Here is a 23711-nt window from a genome sequence, read left to right on the forward strand (position 1 = left end):
CATTAACCCATAATTTGATTAAAGAGACTCACACGATGAATGCTTCAGAAATTTTTGGGCAACTTGGTCTGGACTTGAATGCCCTCGAAAACGGCGATTTGCCTGTGTTTTCCCCTATTGATGGCGCCGAAATTGCGACGGTTACCATGACTCAATCGGATTCGGTTGCTGAGATTGTTGCCAATTCAAAGTCAGCTTTTCGGAATTGGCGCAGTGTACCTGCGCCAAAGCGTGGCGAGCTTATCCGTTTGTTCGGCAATAAACTGCGCGAACATAAATCTGCGCTGGGAGCGCTTGTTACTCTTGAATGTGGAAAAATTCTTCAAGAGGGTTTGGGCGAAGTCCAAGAGATGATCGACATTTGTGATTTCGCCGTTGGTCTATCGCGACAATTGTATGGTTTGGTAATAGCGTCTGAACGTGAAGGTCATCGTATTACCGAAACATGGCAACCTATTGGTCCGGTGGGAATTATTTCGGCATTTAATTTCCCCGTCGCTGTGTGGGCTTGGAATACTGCCATTGCCGTTGTCTGCGGTAACAGTGTTGTTTGGAAACCTTCAGAAAAAACACCTATCACGGCATTGGCTTGCCAAAAATTATTTTTAGAAGCCGCAAGTGAGCTTGATTACATTCCAGAACATTTAAGTCAGGTCATTATCGGTGTCACTGAAGTGGGTGAATTGCTGGTGAACGATTCCCGAGTTCCTGTGATCAGTGCGACAGGCAGCTGTGCCATGGGCCGAAAAGTTGGGCCTATGGTAGCGCAACGTTTTGGTCGTACGATATTAGAATTGGGCGGAAACAACGCGATTATTGTCGCGCCTTCGGCCGATTTGGATATGGCAATACGTGCAATCTTGTTTGGTGCAGTGGGCACGGCAGGTCAGCGTTGTACCAGTACTCGTCGTTTATTTGTTCACGAAGATATATACGAGCAATTGGTGCCAGCGCTGAAAAAATCCTATCAAGGAATCGCAATTGGCAATCCGTTGGAGCAATCGACGTTGGTTGGTCCGCTCATTGGAGAACAGTCTTATTTGGCTATGCAGCAGGCATTGGAAAAGGCATCTTCCGAAGGTGGAATCATCAGTGGTGGTCAGCGTGTGTTGACGGATTCGCACCCGAACGCGTTTTATGTCGAGCCGGCAATTGTAGAGATGCCGCCTGCGGAAAGATCCGTACAAGAAGAGACGTTCGCGCCTATTTTGTACATTTACAAATATTCCGATTTAGAAACCGCTATTGAATTGCAAAATAACGTTCCTCAAGGATTGTCGTCGGCGATATTCACGAACGATTTGCGTGAAGCTGCGTTGTTCACCTCAGAATGCGGCAGCGACTGTGGTTTAGCCAACGTTAATATCGGCACCAGTGGTGCAGAAATTGGTGGCGCATTTGGCGGTGAAAAAGAAACCGGCGGTGGTAGAGAGTCGGGCTCTGATGCATGGAAAGGTTACATGCGTCGCTCTACCTCAACCTTGAATTACTCGTCGGAATTACCTTTGGCTCAAGGCATTGAATTTAATTTTGACGCCTGATGTTTTTGCCGTGTTTGTTTCAGGTCACAGTTAGAACCCTTGTTTTCTAAACTGTGATTGAAGGTGCGGGTGCACGGTTTGAATTGCTATTTTGAACGATCCAGATCAGAAACGCCGAGAAAACATCGAGAACCCGCACGATACTTGAATTTACACCGATAATATGGCTTGACGCTCTGGTGTGGTGTGCTTAAAATTTCGCACCTTTTTATTTTCGGTTGAAGTGCTATCGCGACAAATCTCGCATCAGCACAGCACGATTCAGCGAACTTCAGCCCGAATGCATACAGGAATGCGTGCGTGACAGCCATACAAAGGGAGAAAAAAGCGCAGTTTGGCTGTATTACATCGATTTTTTCTCATTTCCAGCACCTCCCGTGCTCGGCTTTGTCGTTACGTTCACATTGCTTTAAAAAAAGGCAGCGATACTCGCTGCCTTTTGTGGTTTATAAGAACATAAATATTAGAGGAGGTAGCAAGTGGCACGTAAAACACCGATTGCACGCTATCGCAACATAGGTATCTGCGCTCACGTAGACGCTGGTAAAACCACCACGACTGAGCGCGTGCTCTTCTACACCGGTTTATCGCACAAAATCGGCGAGGTGCACGATGGTGCTGCCACCATGGATTGGATGGAACAAGAGCAAGAGCGCGGTATTACCATTACCTCTGCCGCGACTACCTGTTTCTGGTCAGGCATGCAGCAGCAGTTTGATCAACACCGCATTAACATCATCGACACCCCGGGGCACGTTGACTTTACCATTGAGGTAGAGCGTTCTTTGCGTGTTCTCGACGGCGCAGTAGTGGTTTTGTGTGGCTCTTCCGGCGTACAACCACAGACCGAAACTGTCTGGCGCCAAGCGAACAAATACGAAGTTCCGCGCATGGTTTTCGTCAACAAAATGGACCGTGCAGGCGCTAACTTCCGCAGTGTTGTCGAGCAGCTTGAGTCTCGTTTGGGTGCAACACCGGTTCCACTGCAAATGACCATCGGCGCCGAAGACGAATTTAAAGGCGTTGTCGATCTCATCAAGATGAAAGCCATTCTCTGGAATGAAGACGACATGGGAATGACTTTCGATTACGGCGAAGTGCCGGCTGATATGCTCGAAGAATGCGAGCAAATGCGTGAAGAGCTGATCGAAAGTGCTGCCGAAGCTGACGAAGCCTTGATGGAAAAATACCTCGAGGGCGAAGAACTTACTGAAGAAGAAATCAAAGCGGCGATTCGTACTCGTACCTTGGCAAACGAAATTGTGCCTGTAATTGGTGGTTCGGCCTTTAAAAACAAAGGCGTTCAAGCCATGCTGGATGCTGTGGTTGAGTATTTGCCATCACCGACCGAAGTTAAAGCGATTGAAGGTCACCTTGAAGGTACTGAGGAAGTTGAAACTCGCGAAGCTGATGACGAAGCTCCGTTCTCTGCCTTGGCGTTTAAAATCGCCACCGACCCATTCGTGGGTACGCTGACTTTCTTCCGAGTTTACTCTGGTAAATTAGAGAGTGGCTCAGCGGTTTATAACTCCGTGAAAGGTAAAAAAGAGCGCGTTGGCCGTATGGTACAAATGCACTCAAACTCACGCGAAGAAATTAAAGAAGTACTCGCTGGTGACATCGCAGCGGCCGTTGGCCTTAAAGACGTTACCACGGGCGATACCCTGTGTGCGGAGAACAGCAAAATCGTTCTTGAGCGCATGGAATTCCCAGAGCCGGTAATTTCGGTTGCGGTTGAGCCGCGTTCGAAAGCCGACCAAGAAAAAATGGGCGTTGCCCTTGGCAAGCTCGCTCAGGAAGATCCGTCTTTCCGAGTCAACACCGATGAAGAAACCGGTCAAACCATTATTTCAGGTATGGGCGAGCTACACTTGGATATTCTCGTCGATCGTATGCGTCGCGAATTCAGTGTTGAAGCGAACATTGGTAAGCCGCAAGTGGCCTATCGTGAGCGCATCACCAAGTCGTGTGAGATTGAAGGTAAATTCGTTCGTCAATCTGGTGGTCGCGGTCAATTCGGTCACGTTTGGATTCGCTTTGAACCTGCCGAAGACGAAGGCGCAGAAGGGCTAGAATTTGTTAACGAAATCGTTGGTGGCTCGGTACCAAAAGAGTATATTCCTGCGGTTGAGAAAGGTATTTCTGAGCAGATGAAAAACGGTGTTGTTGCCGGTTATCCGCTGCTTGGTTTGAAAGCGACTTTATACGATGGTTCTTACCACGATGTCGACTCCAGTGAGATGGCATTTAAGATCGCGGCGTCTATGGCGACCAAAGATCTCACCTCCTCAGGTGGTGCTGTGTTGTTAGAACCTGTGATGAAAGTCGAAGTAGTAACACCAGAAGAAAACATGGGTGATGTGGTTGGCGACCTCAACCGTCGTCGCGGCATGATCTTAAGCATGGAAGAAAACCCCTCGGGTAAAGTTGTGAATGCTGAAGTGCCACTGGCAGAAATGTTCGGCTACGCGACCGATCTCCGTTCGGCAACTCAAGGACGTGCAACCTTTGCAATGGAATTTGGTAAATACGCCGAAGCTCCTAAAAACGTTGCAGATGAAATTATCGCAAAAAATGTAACCGGCTAAGCGATAGCCGACATCAAATTAACTAGCTAAAGATTAGAGGAAATTCCCAGTGGCTAAGGAAACATTTGAACGTAGTAAACCCCACGTAAACGTGGGCACCATTGGTCACGTTGACCACGGTAAAACCACTTTGACCGCAGCTTTGACTCGCGTATGTGCAGAAGTATGGGGCGGCGACGCTGTTGCTTTCGACGGTATCGATAACGCACCGGAAGAACGTGAGCGCGGTATCACCATTGCAACCTCACACGTTGAATACGATTCCCCAACCCGTCACTACGCCCACGTAGACTGCCCAGGACACGCCGATTATGTTAAAAACATGATCACCGGTGCCGCTCAAATGGACGGCGCAATCCTAGTGTGTGGCGCAACCGACGGCCCAATGCCTCAAACTCGTGAGCACATCTTGTTGTCTCGTCAGGTAGGTGTACCTTACATCGTAGTATTCTTGAACAAAGCAGACCTTCTTGCAGAAGACTGTGGCGGCGTAGATTCAGAAGAATACGCAGAAATGCTAGAGCTTGTTGAAATGGAACTGCGTGAGTTGCTAGACACTTACGAATTCCCAGGTGACGACACCCCAATCATCGCTGGTTCTGCGTTGATGGCCCTTAACGGCGAAGACGGTAACGAATTAGGTACCTCTGCGGTTAAGAAATTGGTTGAAACTCTAGACGAGTACATCCCAGAGCCAGAGCGTGCTATCGACGGTGACTTCATCATGCCGATCGAAGACGTATTCTCAATCCAAGGCCGTGGTACTGTAGTAACCGGTCGTGTTGAGCGCGGTATCGTTAAAGTGGGTGAAGAAATCGAAATTATCGGTATCAAAGAAACCACCAAAACCACCTGTACCGGTGTTGAAATGTTCCGTAAGTTGCTTGACGAAGGTCGTGCAGGTGAGAACGTTGGTGTTCTTCTACGTGGTACCAAGCGTGATGAAGTTGAACGTGGCCAAGTACTAGCGAAGCCTGGTTCAATCACTCCGCACACCAAATTCGAAGGCGAAGTGTACGTATTGTCAAAAGATGAAGGTGGTCGTCACACCCCATTCTTTAAAGGCTACCGTCCACAGTTCTACTTCCGTACCACTGACGTGACTGGTGCTTGTGAGCTTCCAGAAGGCGTAGAAATGGTCATGCCAGGTGACAACATTCAAATGACTGTTACCTTGATCTGCCCAATCGCGATGGACGAAGGCTTACGCTTCGCAATCCGTGAAGGTGGCCGTACCGTTGGTGCTGGTGTTGTTGCTAAAATCATCGAGTAATAGTTTAATTCCTCAATGATTCAAAAAGCCCGCTTTTGCGGGCTTTTTTGTGGGCATAGGACGACCAACCACAACGGAGCAGGGCTTCAACTCGATCTAGTAGAGGCCATGCCGCAGGATTTTGGGGAAACGTTCCGCTACATTTGGCGCGGTGATTTTTGCTTATGAAATTTATGCTCGAATGATAAATGCTAATAATATTAGGATCATGAATCCGGTCAATGAGACAGTGAAAGTCATGTATGAGAAGTTTGGTTATAAGTATGTGGCAAAAGGTGATTATCTAATAAGAGGGCTATTATTATGGCAGATAAGATTGAATCACTTACCAGGGCTCGGAAAAAGAAGGGGTGGACACAAAAAGAAATAAAAGAATTTGCCAACCGTAGAAGCAAAGAGCTTAAAGAAATATCTCCTAATGTTGATGAGCCCGATTATTATGCATCTGGAATACAAAAAAGAATCGAGGATATCTGTGACGATGGAAAAGAAGATTAATCGATCACTGCTAGAGCATGAAAAGCAATTGATTCAAATAAAAGGAGAAATAACTTTGGAAAATGCTTGATTTGCTAAAGAAATTAAAGTTCGGTTGATAGGTAGAAATGTCAACTTTAAGTGAATTTCGGTGCGAAAATTTTAAGGGATATATTAATAAAATATCTACCAAGATTAAAAAATGAATATTAAAGAACAAAAAGCACTTGAAGAAGCTAGACAAAGAATGGAATCAAAAAGCTAGCTTAGATGAGCCAGAGTATCTTATCAGTGGCTCATTTGATGAGGTTGCTTTAAAACGAGAAGAGAAAAATTAATCTGGTTTTATTGATGTTGATTCTAATGCTGGTGTGCATTGCTAGCCTTTATTGTAGTATGGGAGCTAATTAATTAGTGGCCAGGAGGGGTAGTCAAAAATTTCACTCGGTAATTGTTCAATATCAACGCTGTGATTTACGCAATCTCTTGCACGGCTTTCAACTAATTTAAATTCTGACTCTTCAATATCTTCCCCCGATTTAAAGCCAAAAGTTCTAAAAATTCCGCAGTCTCCCAAACCTCTTGAGAGTGTTAATATTGATAGTTGTTGGTTGGAAGGGTTGTAGTTAATTTTTCCTGATATCTCTTTGGGGTCGTCTGTGTTTTGAGTGGTGCCTAATAACAATTGTTTGTTGTCTTTTGAATGTCGATCAAAAATATAAACGTAATAAGTTGGTTGATAACTGCCAGGGACGCATTGCACAGTGATTAACCGGTATTTTGAGTCGATTTCATAAGTTTCGATGTCTGCAACATAATCGCAGTTTTTGCCCCATTTTAATGTTTTTTTCCATCGCCACTGTTCTGCACTCCAGCCATCGGGGCCACTCCATAGTTCTCTGTCGTAAATTTTTAGTAAATCTAAATCAGAATGATCTGCTGAACTGTGGTTGGAGATTGGAGCGCCATTTATATTTTGGCTAGAGCCAATAATAAATAGAGTTAATATTGCAGTGTATTTAACAAATTTCATAATGTTGATGTCCGGAGGAAAATTTCAAAGTTTTCGGCGTAATCAGCAATTTGTTTTGCCTTGTCTAAGTCATTTATTACTTTGCGAGCGTTATAATAATCTTCTTATCACTTCGCAGTGTTTTCACCTTGGGTATTGGGGAGCATCTAATTGAATGAGTAAACTAGCATGGGTAAATGTCGCGAATTGAGATGCTCTTCTTGTTTCTATGGGATGGTGAATGACTCTTGAAATTTTACTTTACTTGGGTCAATTAGCTAGGACAGTTATATCTGAGCCCGATTCGATTGTTGAGACTTTCTGCCGTCTGTTGCCAGTTTTCATTTCCACATCGATTTCATCAACACTTCTCTGTTAAGCTTAATTATTAGCTAAACTATTGGCGTCTGCATTGGTATCGGTTTAAGAGTTTTAAGTATGTTGCGAAAGTTCGTTAGAAGTTATGCGTTTAAAACAGGGAAATGCCGATCTTGGTACATCAAGCTGTGTCGCCCGGATGGTCTTGAGTATGCCGAGTTTCTAAAAAAGTGGGGTGATTACTACGCCATTGGTGAGCATTGCTCGATTCCCAGCTACGCCAATGTATCTGATACGCCTTATATTAAAATGGGCAACAATGTGCGCTTGTCGAATTGCTCGGTGTTTGGTCACGATGGTTCGGTGAATATGCTCAATCGTGCTTTTGGTCGAAAGTTTGATAAGGTGGCCAAGGTTGAGTTTAAAGATAATGTCTTTGTTGGTCATGGCGCGATTATTCTGCCGGGTGTGACTATTGGCCCGAACGCAATTGTTGCTGCTGGCGCGGTGGTGTCGCGGGATGTACCTGAGGACTCGATTGTTGCCGGTTCACCGGCCAAGGTGGTTTCAACGGTGAGCAAGTACGTGGAAAAAATGGATAAGCATATGGAAACTCTGCCTTGGGCTGATTTAATTGCCAATCGCAAAGGCGATTTTGATCCCGAGCTTGAGCCAACGCTTATGAAGCTGCGTGTTAAGCATTTTTTCGAAAACGAGCATGAATAGCCGAATCATCATCTAGTCATCGCCAAAAGGAGAGGCTGTGTCTGCGTTCGAAAAGCCAACTAGCCTGGAAGATTCCAGCTCTGCGGCGGTATCTAATGCCCGTCGTTTAAAATCCTTTTTCTTTCGGTCACGCTCCTTACCTTTACCATCCATTGCCAGCATGCTGGCGATTGTTGTTGTTTTTGTTGTTGTCTTCACATTTGCTGCGACCAATCTTGCCTATTTTTTAAGCCCTACTCAGCTTGTGAATGCCCGAGTCGCGATGGTTGAAGGGTGGATGTCACCGCCAAGGCTTGATGAAATTTACGATAAGTTAAATACTGGCGATTATGAGTTGATCATTGCCACTGGCGGTAAGATCGAGTCCAGCTTTCACCAGGAATCCGTCGAGACTTATGCCGAACGTACGCGAGACTATTTGATTGGCCGTGGCGTTGACCCCAGTAAAATCATCGCATTGCCAGCACCGGTTGCCAGAGTGAACCGAACTTATTTTTCGGCGACATTTGTGCGTGAATGGCTGCAAGAGCACAACATCCAAATCAATGCACTGAACCTTTATTCTGCGTACTGCCATTCTCGCCGTACGCGCTATTTGTATCGTCAGGCGTTTGCAGAGCAAAATGTCGAAATGGGGGTGTATGCGGCTTTAAAAGGTCGGCATAAATTAGCGGGTTGGTGGAAGCAAAGCGGCTCGGCAAAGATTGTCGTCAGTGAAGTGGCGGGCTTAGTAAAAGCAGCGTTTTTCTTTGATCCCAGTGTTATTGAAAGTAATGCCAATTTTGACTTTGCTGTTATCAAAGAAATTAACGATGTGGATAACTTGGCAATTTTGAGGGCGAGTGATGAATCTGAGCCACCGACGTAAGCTGGTTTGGAACTGCTAGTGCAGAGCTTCAACTTCAGATAATCAGGCAATAAAAAAGCCACCCAAGGGTGGCTTTTTTGTGCGAGCAAAGAAAGCTTATTTTGCTTCTCTTTTCGCTTTTGCTTCTGCAATGACCGTCTCAGAAACTTGAGCAGGGCATGGTAGGTAGTGAGAGAACTCCATAGAGAACTGACCACGACCAGAAGTGATGGTACGTAGGTGACCGATATAACCAAACATTTCTGAAAGAGGTACATCTGCTTTGATACGTACGCCAGTTGCGCCTGGCTCTTGGTCTTTGATCATGCCGCGACGACGGTTAAGGTCACCGATAACATCACCAACGTGATCGTCTGGAGTGAATACGTCAACTTTCATGATTGGCTCGATCAACTGAGGACCAGCTTTTGGAATTGATTGACGGAACGCACCTTTTGCAGCAATTTCAAACGCAACCGCAGAGGAGTCAACGGCGTGGAAGCCACCGTCGAATAGTTCAACTTCAACGTCCAATACAGGGAAGCCTGCCAACGTACCTTGATCCATCATGCCCTTGAAGCCTTTTTCAATTGCAGGGAAGAATTCTTTTGGTACGTTACCACCAACAACGGTAGATTCGAATTTGAAGCCAGAACCCACTTCACCTGGCTTGATGCGGTAGTCGATTTTACCAAACTGACCAGAACCACCCGATTGCTTCTTGTGGGTGTAGCTGTCTTCAACCATTTGGGTAATGGTTTCGCGGTAAGCAACCTGAGGTTGACCTACTTCTAGCTCAACACCGTAGGTACGCTTCAAGATGTCGACTTTAATGTCTAAGTGAAGCTCACCCATACCTTTAAGGATGGTTTCACCAGAATCTTCGTCGGTTTCAACGATGAATGATGGATCTTCAGCAACCATTTTACCGATAGCAACACCCATTTTCTCGGTGCCACCTTTGTCTTTAGGCTTAACAGCAATAGAGATTACTGGCTCTGGGAAGATCATCGGCTCAAGAGTACATTCGTGGTTTGGATCACAAAGAGTGTGACCGGTTTGAACGTTCTTCATACCAACAACCGCGATGATGTCACCCGCTTGCGCGCGCTCCAATTCAGAACGCTCATCAGCGTGCATTTCAACCATACGGCCGATACGCTCGGTTTTGCCGGTGTAAGAGTTAAGAACGGTCATACCTTTTTCCATAACACCTGAGTAGATGCGGATAAAGGTTAATGCACCGAAGCGGTCATCCATAATTTTGAACGCAAGCGCACGCAGTGGCTCGTCCGCAGAAACGGTAGCGACTTCACCAGTAGGCTCACCAGTGTCTTTGTCAGTCAATGGCTGAGCATCAACTTCGGTTGGTGATGGCAAGTAATCAACAACAGCATCAAGAACAAGCTGGATACCTTTGTTCTTAAATGCAGAACCACAGTAAGTTGGGAAGAACGCTAGATCGCGAGTACCTTTGCGGATACATTCTTTGATTTGCTCTTCAGAAGGTTCTTCGCCTTCCATGTAAGCCATCATTAGATCGTCGTCTTGCTCAACGGCAGTTTCGATCAATTGCTCGCGGTATTCAGCAGCTTTTTCAACAAGATCTTCTGGAATATCAACAACTTCGTAGTTTTCTGGAAGGCCAGTGTCATCCCAGATAAAGGCTTTTTGGCTAAGAACGTCAACAACGCCTTTGAAGTCGTCTTCGATGCCGATTGGCAATGTCATTACCAATGGAGTTGCGCCAAGTACTTTCTTCACTTGCTCAACAACGCGGTAGAAATCAGCACCCATACGGTCAAGCTTGTTGACGAAAATAACACGAGCTACTTCTGATTCGTTCGCGTAACGCCAGTTGGTTTCTGATTGAGGCTCAACACCGCCAGAACCACAGAAAACACCAACACCGCCGTCAAGAACTTTCAATGAACGGTAAACTTCTACAGTGAAGTCAACGTGCCCTGGAGTATCGATAATGTTTAAGCGGTGATCTTTCCAGAAACAGGTGGTTGCAGCTGACTGGATGGTAATACCACGTTCAGCTTCTTGGTCCATGAAGTCGGTGGTTGCGGCACCATCGTGCACTTCACCGGTTTTATGAATTTTACCGGTAAGTTTAAGAATACGTTCGGTACTGGTGGTTTTCCCCGCATCAACGTGGGCGAAAATACCAATGTTTCGATAATGGGCTAAATCTGTCATTGGGTTACTCATTTATAAATTACAAGGTTACCTCACTTCGAGCGTTGTGAGATCGCCGGGTGATCAATTGCTCAATGACAGGAAAGACGCTCGTAAATTTCCATTTACGGGCTTTTTCATTCCAGCAGTAGAGCTTAGGGTGCCGCGAATGTTTGACGCTCGTTGGTGACGCGGCGCGTTTGTTGGCTCCTTTGATCTCAATTCATTCAATCGAGATCGAATCGCGTATTCAAGAACATAAGAGCTCTAGACCGGGAGCGAAAAACGCGCGCAGTATACAGGATTACAGGGCATCTGTTGAACAAAATATTGGCAAATCAACAGGAGAATTTTATCAGGGCTAGTTTGATGATTCGCCAAACGGTTTAGAGCTGGTATCTGACATCAAATAAGAAGGTCTGTTCTTCGTATGACCGGAGATCATTTTCCGCATCTCGCTCTTCGTAACCCACTTCAAATTCCATTCTGAGCTTCTCAGACAGTTGGTATTCAACCGATAAACTGTAACCAATCTGATCAAATTCCTGAATTGGGTCAGGAATTTCAAAGGACTGATTAACAAAGCGTGTTTCAAAGCGGCTTGAGATGGTTGGTGTTACTCGATAGGTTAATCCCCAAATAACGTCGATACGCTCTTGGCTTTCTTCTTCGTTCACACTGTAATCTTCTTCCGCGAATCTGAATCGAATGTCGGTGACACAACGCGGGCATACTGATTTGGTGATAGAAAGCTGTGATGTGAGTAATTCGTAGGAGTCGGCAATGGAAGTATCGCCGTTACCAATTTGTTCACTGGAGGTTTCGCCAACGTTATTGCCAGTGATGCCGTTTTGGTTTCCTCGGGAGGAATCAGTAATGAAGAAGTTGGCGAACAGATCAATAACCGTGGCGCCTGTGTTGTAGGTAATTTGAGCCAGAGCGCTGGGTGATTCGAGTTCTTCGGTTGTTGAAGACGATGATTTGTTAAAGCCAACTAGCAATCGATAGTTCAGCCGGCGCAATTCTACCGCGTATCCCAATTGGTAATTCTCGTAACTGAGATCGTCAATATTGTCTTCTTTGTACTGGGTTTCACTGGTTTCAGCGACCAGTGAAAAGGTACTGATGTTGGACAGTTTGCGTGACCACGAAAAGCGTGCACCTTCGGTTTTACTGTCGATCGAACTTCTTTGCGTTACGTCGTCATCAAACTCAACTTGGTGAAAGAAAGCGCCAACCGAAAGTGTATCGGCATTGGTCTTGTAGAAATTAAAGGTTGGCTGAACCACCACGGTATCGCGTGCCAAAATATTGTTTTGCAGTGATAAATCCGATGGGCTACTCAAGATATTTTCGCGGGTGTGGCTGGCGAGAAAATCAAATCGCTGACGAAAAAAAGAGCCCGCAAATGTGGTTGTGCCGCCGTATTCATCGGTGTCTTCTTGCGGGTTAGCACTGTTTGTGTCGAAGTTGATTTTTCGAACTTCGTAGTTTGCGCTCCACTGCCAGTTCTTTTGGGCTCGCGTGTAATTAAAGTTAAAGCCAGTGGTGTCTTCGCGCTCACTGGCTTCATTGGAGAATCGGAGATCGGCGTTGTCAGAGAATTCGCTCATGTGGAATAACTCTGCGCGAAATTCGGCAACTGCACTCACACTGCCGAATCCACAGGCCAGAATTAAGGCGCGAATGGTATTTTGGGGCATGTGTATAACTCCTGTAATAGGCGGATGTGTACCGGGGTTAATACCTCAAAATAATCAGGGTTACTCCTGATAAACAAGGCCCGCTACTTTATTTTCTCCGAGCAATTCTATGGCTTCCATGATTTGGTTTTGTGTTGTCTGTTTGGAAGGTACAGACAGCACAACCATATCAGCGATATCTGCCAGAATCGAGGCTTCCGAATAGTGCAAGACAGGCGGTGTGTGAATAAAAATAAACACATGAGGTAACGAATATTTAATTTCGTTAAAAATGCCGCCGAGGCGAGGGTGGTTAAAGTATTCCGCTGCGGTATCTGCTTGGCCGCCGGTTGGAATAATTTTTAAATGCTCAACACCCGATGGATAAGTTGCGTCAGCGAGTGAGGTGTTGGGATCGCGTAAGTGATCTGTGAGCCCTGAGTGGAAGGGCCGAATGGCCAGATCTTGGCGATCGTCTGTGTAAGGATCGCAATCGACGTAAATCGAAGATTTACTGGTATCCATTGCAAAGCTGGTAGCCAGGTTAAAAGCAACATCACAGTCGTGATGGCCTTTTAATCCGGAGCTGGTGATTAATATGATGGCTGATGAGCCCCCAGAACGGCGCAGTAGCTTTGTGCGCAATTCTCGGTAGGCATTTAAGACATCAACATTTTCCATTCCCTGGTAAATAACGTTCTTATCGGCACAAGCTTCCGGTGCCCAAAGGAGTTTCCTTTCCTCTGGTGTCAGCACCATTTCGCCGGCGATGAAACGATTAACTAGGTCGTGGCTGTTTGGCGCATGTTCACTCAAGGTGCGAGCAGTGTTACCACCTGCACGTTTTTGAGTGATTATTTGTTTCAGTTTATCCACGATTCAGTTTCAGTTGGCAGCTAGCCACTCCATTGCAATATAGCCGTACAAACCTGCGGCTATGACTAATACGGCAAATAATATCCAGTTGGTTTTAGATGACAACGATATTATTGGTTCCTTTTTATATGAAGGAATATTCACAATAATGTCAATACCTTCTGGAATTTTTGCCTTTGACACTACTCCATAGCGAATTCTTGGATCTAGAAAAACATACGCAAAACTGAGGCCGAACAATGTGATTATGCCCAAGACCGGCGCTACAGCTATAAATATAGCAGGTGGCGGGCCCTCTGCTGAGGTCGGCATGGTTGGCATTTCTCGGAATTTATAACTCATGCCCTGACCAGCTTCATCGATGGTTACCGAAAGACTGGCGTTTTCTCGACGTTGAAGCAATTCTTCGTAGATTTGCTTGGTTTTGTCGTAGTCGCGAGTCAACTCGGCAAGCTTTGCTTGGTGCACGGTGAGGCTGTCGGCGCGATCGTTTTCTCGCTCTAGAATTCGCGTCAATGATTGTTTGCGTCTGTTGAGACTTTCGGTTTCAAGTTCATTGTTAGACAACGCGGTGCGCAATCCTTCAAACAATGAAACCTCATCATTGGAAACTTCACTCGGTAAGTTCGGGTTTTGCGATCTTACGTCTTCTATTTCTTGGTTGACGATCTCAAGCTGGTTTTTGGTTGAGATAATATCTGGGTAGTCGTCTTGGAAAGCTAGCTGTAAATTCTGGAGGTTGCTTTCTAAGGTCAAGCGTTGGTTTTGCAACGTTGTCAGTTGCATGCGCGCTTGTTGCAGTTCGCCTTCTACTTTGATCTGTTCTCTCAAAGACACGGCTTTCGCTTGGTTTTCTTCAACAGTAAGCTCGATTTGCTCAATTTCGGCTCGCAACTGAAGCACACGTTCGAGAGATTCCGCTTCGGTACCGTCCATATTATTGAGCTTATAATCCGAAAGGCGTCGCTCGGCTTCGGTTAATTGCTCTCGGTATTTATCCACCTGTTCACTAATGAACTGATACGCTTCTTCACTTTCATCGCGTTGTTGCTTATTAGCGTCTTCACGAAATACGCTGACAACCGCGCTGAGATTTTCGTGAGATTGCTCTGGTGAACTGGACGTGTAGAAAAGTCGTAGGACGTTATCGTCTTTGATCTCGTGGTACATTTCGCGAGCGATTTTTCTGCGTGCAGCGGTGACTTCTTCCGGTGTTGATTCGGCATTGGTGAGCTCTAACCGAATAGCAACGCGACTCAACAGACGCTCGGAATAGAGTGTTTCAAGCACGATGCTAACAGGGGTGATTTCTGTTGCTTCTGCACGGCCTCTTAATAGAGGCTCGAGAATATTCTTCCGCTCAGCTTGTACCAGCGCTGTAGAGGTAAAGTTTTGGGGCAGGTTTACACCTACCAAGAAGACAGTAAAAGCAATTGCAATGAATAGGATAGTCGCGGGTATACGTCGCAGCATCAACTCCTTCAATGCATAGCGAATAATCGCGAAAATTGCTTTGATATCCATGCGCAATAGACTCCGAAAATAATCTTAAACGGCTTGTGACCGGGTTAATACAATTCAGTTACGTCCGCGAAAGCCGTGGTAAAACCTTGTGGGTTTATCAAGGGTTTAAAAGAGTCTTTCGGGAACCGACAAAACATCGGATGGTTGCAGGGCGTAATTAGATTCTAATTTACCCTTGAATAAAAGGTCATCTAAGTTAACCGGGAACGTTTTTACGCCTTGTTCCGTGCGGCGGTACAATTTTGCTTTTCCAGGAGCCGCAAAATCATTCAGGCCATTTGCCAACAACACAAGATCCAACACGGTCATCCCATCTCGGTAAGGAATGGAAATGGGTGATTGTACTGCACCGGTCACCCTAACTCGTCGTTGGAAATCCACAGAGCTTGGATCTGAAACTATGACAGTAACTTGTGGATTTTTTAAAAAGTTAGTGAGTTCGGTCGTAATATCTTGCGCTAATGCTTTGGGTGTTTTGCCAGATGCAATTAAGTCGCCAGCCAGAGGCACTGAAATTTTGCCATCGGGACGAACAGGTACAGAAACCGATAAATCCTGGTTCCGCCATACACTGATCGCGAGTTGATCACCAATCCCTATGTGGTATTCGGCGAGAACATCCGGAGATTGAGTGATGGGAAGTTCGGGTTTTTTTGATTTGTTAGAGCAACCTGCTAAACCAACAACAAGTAATATAAAGAGTCCTACAATACGAAACGAGCTGCGAATTTTGGGTAAGGAGCTTGTTAAAGGTTGGGTTGGCATGCCTTGTACCTTATGTTGTTACTTTGTCCAAATTATTGTTGCTTAGTTTTAGCCTGCGCTAGCATACACTTAAGCACAGAATTCGTCTCAATACGAATCTCACCTTATAGGTAAATCGTTGTAAATTAGTGGCAATATCAGTGCAGACTTATTGATTTTCGCTACTTGTTTGTGAAGTCTATCACAAAGTTATTTTGAGTGATCGATGTGCAATAGGTGCTTTTGTGTTAAATCTGTGCAAAGTATGTCGCGTGAATCTCGCCCTGTGATGAGAGTTTTATAAACACAGTATAATTTATGTTTGTTGCTTAATATGTTCCGCTATAGAAAAAGGTTAACAATTGCTGTTTAGTCTTTATAATCGAGTGAAAAATATCGTTTCGGCATGGAGTCGATCTCATCCAAAAACAGGGAAAAATCAATATCAACAACGTTGTTGTTCGGTTTGTTGTTAAGGCTAATAGCCGTTCAAGTCCATTATTATTCGCAGTTTTTTGACCATTCAAAATCGAATACAAGAAAATAGCCCATCGGCAGGCTAGGTATAAATCTGCTAATTTTTCCCAGCTTTTAATTATAAGAATCTGCTGTATTTTAGAGTTATGTAAATTTGTTAATGTGCAATTTCGATTTGTGTATCAATGTGTTTTACGAGTTTTTACTACAATGGATATTGTTATCTTGAACAAATTTTGCTGAATTAACTGGGTAAGTTTGTTCGTTTGGGATGCTGCCACGAATTCTAAATTTTGAATGTTTGATTTTGCGTTGGTATTCAAGTTTTTCCACTAAACAAGCTTGGTATTATTTTACAGAAAGCTTGTATAAAAAAGTGAGAGAATCGCACTAGCCTTGTATCTAGTGCAGTGTCTTCCAGGTTACATTCGCAGGGAGCGTCTAAATATTTTCTCAAATAATGGTTATGAACGTGCAACGCTGATTGGTGATTAGTAAAGACCTACATGCTTACGTGCAATATAGGGCAGTATTTTGAGTTTATTTGAAATAATTCGTGAAGATTGGATCGCCCACGGCCGAGATTGGACAAAGCCAGGTTTTCGAACCGTTGCTGCTCACCGATTCGGCGTGTGGAGAATGTCGATCAAGCCGAAAATATTACGGGCGCCGTTTAGCGTGCTGTACGGTTTTTTGTATCGTCGATGCCGAAATGTTTATGGCATAGAGCTTCCTTATACCGTCGTGTTAGGTCGTCGCGTTGTTTTTGAACACCAAGGTGGGATTGTTATTCACGGGTTTTCACAAATTGGCGACGACTGTGTAATTCGCCAAGGTGTAACGCTGGGCAATCGTCATTTGGATAAACCACTGGACGCGCCGACTTTAGGCAAGGGCGTCAATATTGGTGCGGGCGCTGCGGTAATGGGTAAGGTTTTGGTCGGTGATGGTGCGGCAATCGGCGCTAATGCCGTGGTCCTTGATGATGTAAATAGTGGCGATACGGTGGTTGGAATTCCAGCGAAGTCAGTTTACAAAAAAAAGAGCAACGTCAAAGAAACATTAAAAGCTGTGGATGGAAATTCCTAGCGAAATACTCATTTAATTCGAGAATCAATACGAAAAGGAGTACGCCACGATTACGAATCGAATAATTTCAGACGGATCAAGCAACGAAGCTTCTAATTTAAGATATTGATTTAATCGTGTAGCAACAAAAAGGGAAATCGTTAATGGTTAAGGTAGCTCTCATTGGTGCGGGCAAAATGGGCTTATCCCACTTTGCAATTATTTCCGCACATCCTGAGGTGGAGGTTGTCGGCGTTTGTGATAGCGCAGCTTTTCTAACTTCAGTGATCAGTAAACAGTTGGGTGTAAAGACGTTTAGTGATTATAAAAAAATGTTCAAAGAGGCATCACCCGATGCCGTTATTATTTCAACGCCTAATTCCACGCATTTCGAAATTGCCAAGAATGCTTTAGAGCTTGGTATTCACGTCTTCCTAGAAAAGCCATTGTGCTTAAATCCTGCAGAAGGCAAAAAACTGTTTGAAATTGCATCGTCGAAAAACCTAGTAAACCAAGTTGGTTATCACAATCGTTTTATCGGCACGTTCCAAGAAATGAAACGTTTAGTGCAAGCCGGTGCTATTGGCGATCTTTACCATATGGAAGGTAAAGCTTACGGTCAGGTGGTTATTCGCCCTACAAAAAGCGCTAAAACTTGGCGTTCTAAAAAATCAGAAGGTGGCGGCTGCTTACACGATTACGCCTGTCACGTTGTCGATTTAATGAATTTCATTAGCGATGTCCCAAGCAAGGTTCGCTCTGCTCAGTTACAGTCAATTTTTTCGGCTGACATTGAAGATGCTGTATTCGCCCAATTTGAATACAAAAATGGAACGACCGGTTACCTAGAAGCGAATTGGAGTGATCAGTCAGTTCGTAAAATGAGCACCACGATTACTGCATACGGCACGAAAGGTAAGATCGTTACTGATCGCCAAGAGCTGCGTTTGTATTTGTCACCGGGCAATACCTTCGAAGGTTTTGATGACGGTTGGACGTCTAAGTACATTACTGAGTTGCAAGCGCCAGTTAACTTCTACATGCGTGGTGAAGAATACTCTGCTCAGCTGGATCATTTTATCGATGGCATTTTAGGTCGCGATACCAGCGTTGAAACCAACTTCCAAACGGCAACTGCCACAGATGAAGTTATCGAACAAATTGCTAAATTAGGGAAAGGTTGAGGCTATGAGCTTACAAAGGGTTTTGTTTGGTGATAACCAATTTTTTGGTGTGAACCACATGTCTGAAGACAAAGCTCGCGCGCAATCAATGCGTTTTCGCGATGCAGCTTCAATCATGAAAGTGTTGGATGATGCTTACGATGCGGGCATCAAAGTATTTATGTGTACAACTTACGATCGTGTGGGTGAAATTGCTGACATCATTAAAGCAAACCCAACCCGCTATCCCGATTTTGAGTTCTACCCTTGTATGCCATACGCGCACAAATACGCAAACTCTGTGGGCGAGGTTGGAATTTTAGAAACATTGAAGCGTTTCTCGCCTTCCGGTGTTATGGGTACATTAATGACCGGCGCTATGTCTGCGATTACCCAAGACGTTAACAAAATGTTGCGCTTGTTAGTCGATGCAGAAATGAAGCGTTTTGAGGGTGTTAAAACTCCGGTTATTTTCTTGCAAAACGTGGTTACCGATTTGATTCTCGGTGTGAAAGGCTACCAATTTTTGGCTGAATTCCACCGCTACATCAAAGAAAAATACAACGCCGAGGCGGGTTTCATCACCATGAACTTGCCGCTGTTGATCGATGTTCTGCATGACTTGGGTATTGAAAACCCGATCGTTTGCGCGAACGTTAATAAGATCGGTTTCCGTATGTGCGGTGGCGTTGAAAAATACCAAGAAACCATCGCTCGCAATGACGCCCGAGTTATTGCAATGTCGGTATTGGCTTCCGGTGCAATTCCACCGAAAGAAGCACTCGAATGGGTGTGTGGTTTAGAAGGTCTGGACTCTATTGTTTTTGGTGCTTCGTCAAAAGGTAATATTGTTCAAACTAAAGAAATCATCGATGATTTGTGGCAGCTGCCAAAATAATCAAATTTTGCCTCGGCTTTCGTCGAGGCTTCCCCTCAATGACACGTCAAAACAAGCTTTGAATACACAAAATAGAGGAACGGTATGGAAAGCCCCAAATGCCTCGGTGCGGTGATTATTGGTCGAAACGAAGGCGATCGGCTTAAAGCTTGTTTGCGATCCACTCACACAGTCATTAAAAATATTGTCTATGTTGATTCTGGTTCCACCGATGGCAGTATTGAATTTGCTGAATCGATGGGTGTGAGCGTTGTCAATCTCGATACCAGTATTCCCTTCAGCGCTGCCAGAGCCAGAAATGAAGGCTTTCGCCAATTGCTGAAAGAACATCCAGAGACCGAATACGTCCAATTCGTTGATGGCGATTGCCAAGTTGCTGATGGCTGGTTGGAAGCGGCTTACTCCTTTCTAGAAAACGATCCCTCTTGCGCCATTGTGTGTGGCCGACGCCAGGAAAAATTTCCTGAGGCGAGTCTCTACAATCTTTTTTGCGATATCGAATGGGACACGCCTGTAGGTGAAGCTGGTGCATGCGGCGGCGATTTCTTAGGTCGAGTAGAAGCACTTGAAGCTGTCGAAGGATTTAATCCGTCGGTCATTGCCGGGGAAGAGCCGGAAATGTGCTTTCGGTTGCGAGAAAAAAATTGGAAAATTTTCCGCATTGATCACTTGATGACACATCACGATGCCCAGATGACCGAATTTCAACAGTGGTGGCAGCGCGCTAAACGCTGTGGGCATGCCTACGCTCAGGGGTTCGATATGCACGGTATGAGCCCTGAGAAGTATTATCGCCGGGAAGTCAAAAGTGCGATTACTTGGGGAGGTGTTATCCCGGTTTTGTTATTGCTTGTAACTGGACTGGCTATTGTCGGTTTGACGCCACCTTTCAGTTTGGTGTTGTGGTTGTTACCTGCGGTACTGTTTTTAAAAGTCTTAAAATATTCTCTTGGACCCAAAAAGCTGCCTTTCCAGCCAGCTGTGTTGTATTCCTTATCTTTGGTTGTCGCGAAAATCCCTGAGTTGGTTGGTGTGCAGAAGTATTACCAGCGCAAACGCAAAAACAGTGGATTTAGCATTATTGAATACAAATAATGTCAGCATAACTCGACTTGCTCACTGAGCTTTTTAACACGCTCAGTGCCACTTTTTAATACAGATTTTTGGGTAGCGTAAGGAATGAATTCGGGATTGTTTTGGGTTATTGCCTCCTATGGTAGTTTGGTCGGCATCCGCATTATTGGGAATTTGATTCTCACTCGCCTTTTGCACCCAGAAATGTTCGGAACGATTGCGTTGGTGAACGCCATTATTCTGGGTATCAATATGTTTGCTGACGTTGGCGTGCGCGATGCGGTCATTAATAGCCATCGCCACAAAGACAAGAATTTCGTCAATACCGCTTGGACACTCAGTGTTATTCGAGGTTTTGTCGTATACGGCATTATTCTGTTATTGGCGTATCCCGCGGAACTCCTCCTAGATGTCGAGGGAATTGCGGTTATTATTTGCGTCTCTGGGGTATCGATTCTTGCGTACTCGTTTATGAGTACAAAGGTTTTTAATGCCGAGCGTGAGACTCAGCTAAAAACCGTATCTTTAATCGAGATCGCGTCTTCGCTGATCGGAATGATTGTGATGATTGCCTTGGCCTGGTGGTGGCGCAGTGTTTGGGCATTGGCGGTAGGGTCTATTGTCACTACGCTTATTATGATCACTTGCTACACCTACGTTCTCCCAGGGCCAAGAAATCATTTCCACTGGGAAAAAGACGCTTTTTGGGAAGTGTTTAAACTCGGTCGATGGATTCTTATTTCTACCATTGGTGCGTTCCTGGTGCTTCAGGGTGACCGATTTGTTACCCGTTACTTTGCAACAGTAGAGCTGCTCGGTATTTACAGTATTGCTATAGCATTGGCGTCGATGGTAATCGAAGCCGCTGAAAAAGTTGGCAAAAAATACCTGTACCCCCGCTATCGACAAAAAGTCGTGGCAGAAGAAAACCTGAATCAGTTTATCCGTAAATTCCGCGTGCTCGGTGTGGTGGCTAGTACAGTTCTGTGTTTGCCGATAGTTGCCTTTGGTGATCAGCTTGTGTATTTCTTATACGACCCGCGTTACGATGCGGCAGGCTGGATGCTACAAATTTTGATCGTTGCGTCTTTGGTTCGAGCTATGGATTCAACGCTAAAACCCATCTTTTTAGCCAATAATGATTCGTTTACTGCGATGATTTATGAATTTGGTAAAGGAATCACCTATATTGTAGCTATGATTATTGGTGGGTATATGCTGGGGCTGGTGGGCATTATTTACGCCATCGTTATTACCCCAATACTGAATCAGTTGATGTTAACTTTTTACGTCAGGCGCCACGGAATTAAAACCCTCAGTTTAGATGTGGTTCTTATGGCGTTTATTGTGGTTTGCGTGTGTTTGACTTGGTGGGCCGTTGGCTTCAATCCGCTGGAGATTGAAAATCCAGTTTCTGATTCAAACTTGGGCTTGGCCCCTCAATAAATGAAGATTGTCTTAGACAAAAATGTGGATGGAACTATGAATCGAAGGAATTTTATCAGTGGTGCTTTGGCAACGGGATTTGCAGCAGCGGTACCTGTAAAAGCGGATTCAACGAATCAAGCTAAAAAGTCCACAAAAGTTGTTTATTTGCGAGAAGGTTATTACACCGTCGACGGATGGGTGGTGTCTGAGAAAGAACTTGCTCAGCTGAAGGAGTCAGGCCATGTTGATTGATTTGGCGGGGAAATCTGAGCTTGAATTTCCACAAGATAAGTACGACGTTGCTGTTGCCGGTTCTGGCCCTGCGGGTATTTCACTCGCGCTTCGTCTGGCCGAATCGGGTAAGAAGGTAGCGCTTTTAGAAGCTGGTGGCTTACAATTTACCCCACAATCTCAAGCGGTATATCAAACGGCGGAAGGCACTGATCCGTATTTTTCTGCGACTCGGTTGCGCTTTTTTGGTGGAACCTCAAACCACTGGGCTGGCCGTTGTCGCGAGCCTGAGCCGGTGGATTTTGAAGAGCGTCCAGAAGCCTATGAAGAATCTGGTTGGCCAATTTCATTTGCCGAAATTAAGAAATACTTAGCGCCTGCAAAAGCGATTCTGGATTTAGAATCGAAAGAATTTAAAGAGAAAGAAGGCACTCAAGATTTAATCGATAGCTTTTATCCTGATTTAGAATTGTTGAGTCCTCCCACCCGTTTTGGTGTTAAATACCTCGATACCTTGCAGTCATCTGAATTAATTGACTTGTACGTCAATGCTAATGTTGTTGATATTCCGCTAAAAGAAGATTTGGCAAGTATCGACTCTTTTGCAGTTAAAACATTTGATAATGTCAGCGGTAATATTCAGGCGAAAAATTATGTGATTGCGCTTGGTGCCGTAGAAAATGCCCGCCTGCTATTGAACTGCGATCGTCAAATTGATGGTGGTTTAGGTAACGGCGGCGGTATGCTTGGCACGTGCTTTATGGACCACGTTAATGTTCGTTTGGGTAAATTTATTCCAGACAAAGACGTTTGGAAAGACGGCATTAGCTCGATGGCGTATTACACAGGCGATGATTTTATTCGCTCGGCAGGTATTGGTGCCTCAAATGTGACAATGGGTTATACCGCCAAAGCGGAATCTGATGGTCGTGGCCAAGCGGTTAAAAAGTTTTTAGTAGAGCGCGCTTGTAATTGGGGATTGGAAGATCAGCTCTCCAATGTTTTCCAGTTTGTGTGTCCTGAAGAAGGGCGCTTATCGACTTTGACCGAGCAAGATCCGCACAGAAAAAATCGTATTTACCTCAGCGATGAAAAAGATGAGTTGGGTTTGCGACGAGTCTCGGTGGATTGGAGTTTGTCCGATTTTGACAAAAAAACCATTAAGGCAGTCGCTGAGGAATTTGCTATTCAGGCGCACAGAGGTGGCGTGGCGCGGGTTAAGTTACCCGAATTTTTATTTGAAGAAGACGTTAAATTACCATTTTACGGCAACGGCTATTTAGTGAATGGTCACGCGCACCACATGGGGGCGACCCGTATGGCTGAGTCTGAAAAAGACGGCGTGGTCGACCCTAATTGTCGAGTTTTTGGTACCAATAATTTATACGTTGCTGGGTCGAGTGTGTTCCCAAGAGGAGGCGCTCATAACCCAACCATGCCATTGGTTCAACTTGCCTTGCGCCTTGCCGATCACTTAATTGACGATGGGAGTTTACCCGATCAAGAAGGTTTGTCAGCGGAGCAAGAATTACTTCAAGAGACATAATTTCGTATAAATGTGACGTTATGATTCAAACGGC

Annotated in this window: 19 protein-coding genes; 13 read left to right on the forward strand and 6 right to left on the reverse strand. The window is 45.0% G+C overall.

What is annotated here, in order from left to right; genetic code table 11:
• The first annotated feature begins 35 nt into the window (after positions 1-35).
• The 4 genes from amaB to LU361_RS07480 all read left to right on the forward strand — a co-directional run bounded on the left by amaB (position 36) and on the right by LU361_RS07480 (position 5900).
• Positions 36-1541 (forward strand): L-piperidine-6-carboxylate dehydrogenase, encoded by a 1506-nt coding sequence (gene amaB / locus LU361_RS07465; RefSeq protein WP_233088232.1) that lies wholly within the window; start codon positions 36-38, stop codon positions 1539-1541.
• Positions 1542-2020: 479 nt separating this feature from the next.
• Entirely contained in the window at positions 2021-4129 is a 2109-nt protein-coding gene (gene fusA, locus LU361_RS07470) for an elongation factor G (RefSeq protein WP_233088233.1), read from the forward strand.
• Positions 4130-4178: 49 nt separating this feature from the next.
• Entirely contained in the window at positions 4179-5402 is a 1224-nt protein-coding gene (tuf, locus tag LU361_RS07475; protein WP_233088234.1) for an elongation factor Tu, read from the forward strand.
• 303 nt (positions 5403-5705) lie between these two features.
• Entirely contained in the window at positions 5706-5900 is a 195-nt protein-coding gene (locus LU361_RS07480) for a hypothetical protein (protein ID WP_233088235.1), read from the forward strand.
• A gap of 382 nt (positions 5901-6282) precedes the next feature.
• On the opposite strand, the gene LU361_RS07485 is transcribed toward LU361_RS07480, so the two are convergent.
• The gene (locus LU361_RS07485) at positions 6283-6912 is read right to left on the reverse strand and encodes a DUF1176 domain-containing protein (RefSeq protein WP_233088236.1); all 630 of its coding nucleotides are present in this window, start codon (positions 6910-6912) and stop codon (positions 6283-6285) included.
• A gap of 417 nt (positions 6913-7329) precedes the next feature.
• Between LU361_RS07485 and LU361_RS07490 the strand changes: the two genes are divergently transcribed.
• Positions 7330-7935, forward strand: a complete 606-nt coding sequence (locus tag LU361_RS07490) for an acyltransferase (RefSeq protein WP_233088237.1) — start codon at positions 7330-7332, stop codon at positions 7933-7935.
• Between the two features lie 37 nt (positions 7936-7972).
• Positions 7973-8803: a YdcF family protein gene (locus LU361_RS07495; protein ID WP_233088238.1), complete on the forward strand. Its 831-nt coding sequence runs from the start codon at positions 7973-7975 to the stop codon at positions 8801-8803.
• Positions 8804-8899: 96 nt separating this feature from the next.
• Here the strand turns inward: LU361_RS07495 and fusA (LU361_RS07500) are convergent, their stop codons facing one another.
• The 5 genes from fusA (LU361_RS07500) to LU361_RS07520 all read right to left on the reverse strand — a co-directional run bounded on the left by fusA (LU361_RS07500) (position 8900) and on the right by LU361_RS07520 (position 15813).
• On the reverse strand, positions 8900-10987 hold the full coding sequence (gene fusA, locus LU361_RS07500) for an elongation factor G (protein ID WP_233088239.1): 2088 nt from the start codon (positions 10985-10987) through the stop codon (positions 8900-8902).
• A gap of 365 nt (positions 10988-11352) precedes the next feature.
• Positions 11353-12669 (reverse strand): hypothetical protein, encoded by a 1317-nt coding sequence (locus LU361_RS07505; protein ID WP_233088240.1) that lies wholly within the window; start codon positions 12667-12669, stop codon positions 11353-11355.
• 60 nt (positions 12670-12729) lie between these two features.
• Positions 12730-13524 carry a P-loop NTPase family protein gene (locus LU361_RS07510; protein ID WP_233088241.1) on the reverse strand — a complete coding sequence of 265 codons (795 nt, stop codon included), beginning with the start codon at positions 13522-13524 and terminating at the stop codon, positions 12730-12732.
• A gap of 9 nt (positions 13525-13533) precedes the next feature.
• Positions 13534-15048 (reverse strand): hypothetical protein, encoded by a 1515-nt coding sequence (locus LU361_RS07515; RefSeq protein ID WP_233088242.1) that lies wholly within the window; start codon positions 15046-15048, stop codon positions 13534-13536.
• Positions 15049-15153: 105 nt separating this feature from the next.
• Positions 15154-15813, reverse strand: coding sequence for an XrtA/PEP-CTERM system exopolysaccharide export protein (locus LU361_RS07520; protein WP_233088243.1), 660 nt, complete (start codon positions 15811-15813; stop codon positions 15154-15156).
• A gap of 990 nt (positions 15814-16803) precedes the next feature.
• On the opposite strand from LU361_RS07520, the gene LU361_RS07525 reads away from it, so the two are divergent.
• The 7 genes from LU361_RS07525 to LU361_RS07555 all read left to right on the forward strand — a co-directional run bounded on the left by LU361_RS07525 (position 16804) and on the right by LU361_RS07555 (position 23677).
• The gene (locus tag LU361_RS07525) at positions 16804-17358 is read left to right on the forward strand and encodes a serine O-acetyltransferase (RefSeq protein ID WP_233088244.1); all 555 of its coding nucleotides are present in this window, start codon (positions 16804-16806) and stop codon (positions 17356-17358) included.
• A gap of 143 nt (positions 17359-17501) precedes the next feature.
• On the forward strand, positions 17502-18521 hold the full coding sequence (locus tag LU361_RS07530) for a Gfo/Idh/MocA family protein (RefSeq protein WP_233088245.1): 1020 nt from the start codon (positions 17502-17504) through the stop codon (positions 18519-18521).
• Between the two features lie 58 nt (positions 18522-18579).
• A complete protein-coding gene (locus tag LU361_RS07535) occupies positions 18580-19398 on the forward strand; it encodes a hypothetical protein (RefSeq protein ID WP_233088246.1) in 819 nt (272 codons plus the stop codon).
• Positions 19399-19482: 84 nt separating this feature from the next.
• Positions 19483-20493: a glycosyltransferase family 2 protein gene (locus LU361_RS07540; RefSeq protein ID WP_233088247.1), complete on the forward strand. Its 1011-nt coding sequence runs from the start codon at positions 19483-19485 to the stop codon at positions 20491-20493.
• An 84-nt stretch (positions 20494-20577) separates the two neighbouring features.
• Positions 20578-21918, forward strand: a complete 1341-nt coding sequence (locus LU361_RS07545; protein ID WP_233088248.1) for an oligosaccharide flippase family protein — start codon at positions 20578-20580, stop codon at positions 21916-21918.
• 36 nt (positions 21919-21954) lie between these two features.
• The gene (locus tag LU361_RS07550; protein ID WP_233088249.1) at positions 21955-22152 is read left to right on the forward strand and encodes a hypothetical protein; all 198 of its coding nucleotides are present in this window, start codon (positions 21955-21957) and stop codon (positions 22150-22152) included.
• On the forward strand, positions 22142-23677 hold the full coding sequence (locus LU361_RS07555) for a GMC family oxidoreductase (protein WP_233088250.1): 1536 nt from the start codon (positions 22142-22144) through the stop codon (positions 23675-23677). Before LU361_RS07550 ends, LU361_RS07555 begins: the two co-directional genes overlap by 11 nt.
• Positions 23678-23711 lie beyond the last annotated feature (34 nt).

The sequence above is a fragment of the Sessilibacter corallicola genome, assembly GCF_021290925.1.
In the GTDB taxonomy this organism is placed as follows: domain Bacteria; phylum Pseudomonadota; class Gammaproteobacteria; order Pseudomonadales; family Cellvibrionaceae; genus Sessilibacter; species Sessilibacter corallicola.

Excerpts from the sequence above, each read along its gene's own strand:
- LU361_RS07515 (WP_233088242.1), bottom strand. The coding sequence starts at position 15,048 with ATGGATATCAAAGCAATTTTCGCGATTATTCGCTATGCATTGAAGGAG.
- LU361_RS07485 (WP_233088236.1), bottom strand. The coding sequence starts at position 6,912 with ATGAAATTTGTTAAATACACTGCAATATTAACTCTATTTATTATTGGC.
- LU361_RS07530 (WP_233088245.1), top strand. The coding sequence starts at position 17,502 with ATGGTTAAGGTAGCTCTCATTGGTGCGGGCAAAATGGGCTTATCCCAC.
- LU361_RS07545 (WP_233088248.1), top strand. The coding sequence starts at position 20,578 with ATGAATTCGGGATTGTTTTGGGTTATTGCCTCCTATGGTAGTTTGGTC.
- LU361_RS07520 (WP_233088243.1), bottom strand. The coding sequence starts at position 15,813 with ATGCCAACCCAACCTTTAACAAGCTCCTTACCCAAAATTCGCAGCTCG.
- amaB (WP_233088232.1), top strand. The coding sequence starts at position 36 with ATGAATGCTTCAGAAATTTTTGGGCAACTTGGTCTGGACTTGAATGCC.
- LU361_RS07480 (WP_233088235.1), top strand. The coding sequence starts at position 5,706 with ATGGCAGATAAGATTGAATCACTTACCAGGGCTCGGAAAAAGAAGGGG.
- LU361_RS07550 (WP_233088249.1), top strand. The coding sequence starts at position 21,955 with ATGAATCGAAGGAATTTTATCAGTGGTGCTTTGGCAACGGGATTTGCA.
- fusA (WP_233088239.1), bottom strand. The coding sequence starts at position 10,987 with ATGACAGATTTAGCCCATTATCGAAACATTGGTATTTTCGCCCACGTT.
- LU361_RS07555 (WP_233088250.1), top strand. The coding sequence starts at position 22,142 with ATGTTGATTGATTTGGCGGGGAAATCTGAGCTTGAATTTCCACAAGAT.
- LU361_RS07535 (WP_233088246.1), top strand. The coding sequence starts at position 18,580 with ATGTCTGAAGACAAAGCTCGCGCGCAATCAATGCGTTTTCGCGATGCA.
- LU361_RS07505 (WP_233088240.1), bottom strand. The coding sequence starts at position 12,669 with ATGCCCCAAAATACCATTCGCGCCTTAATTCTGGCCTGTGGATTCGGC.
- LU361_RS07490 (WP_233088237.1), top strand. The coding sequence starts at position 7,330 with ATGTTGCGAAAGTTCGTTAGAAGTTATGCGTTTAAAACAGGGAAATGC.
- LU361_RS07540 (WP_233088247.1), top strand. The coding sequence starts at position 19,483 with ATGGAAAGCCCCAAATGCCTCGGTGCGGTGATTATTGGTCGAAACGAA.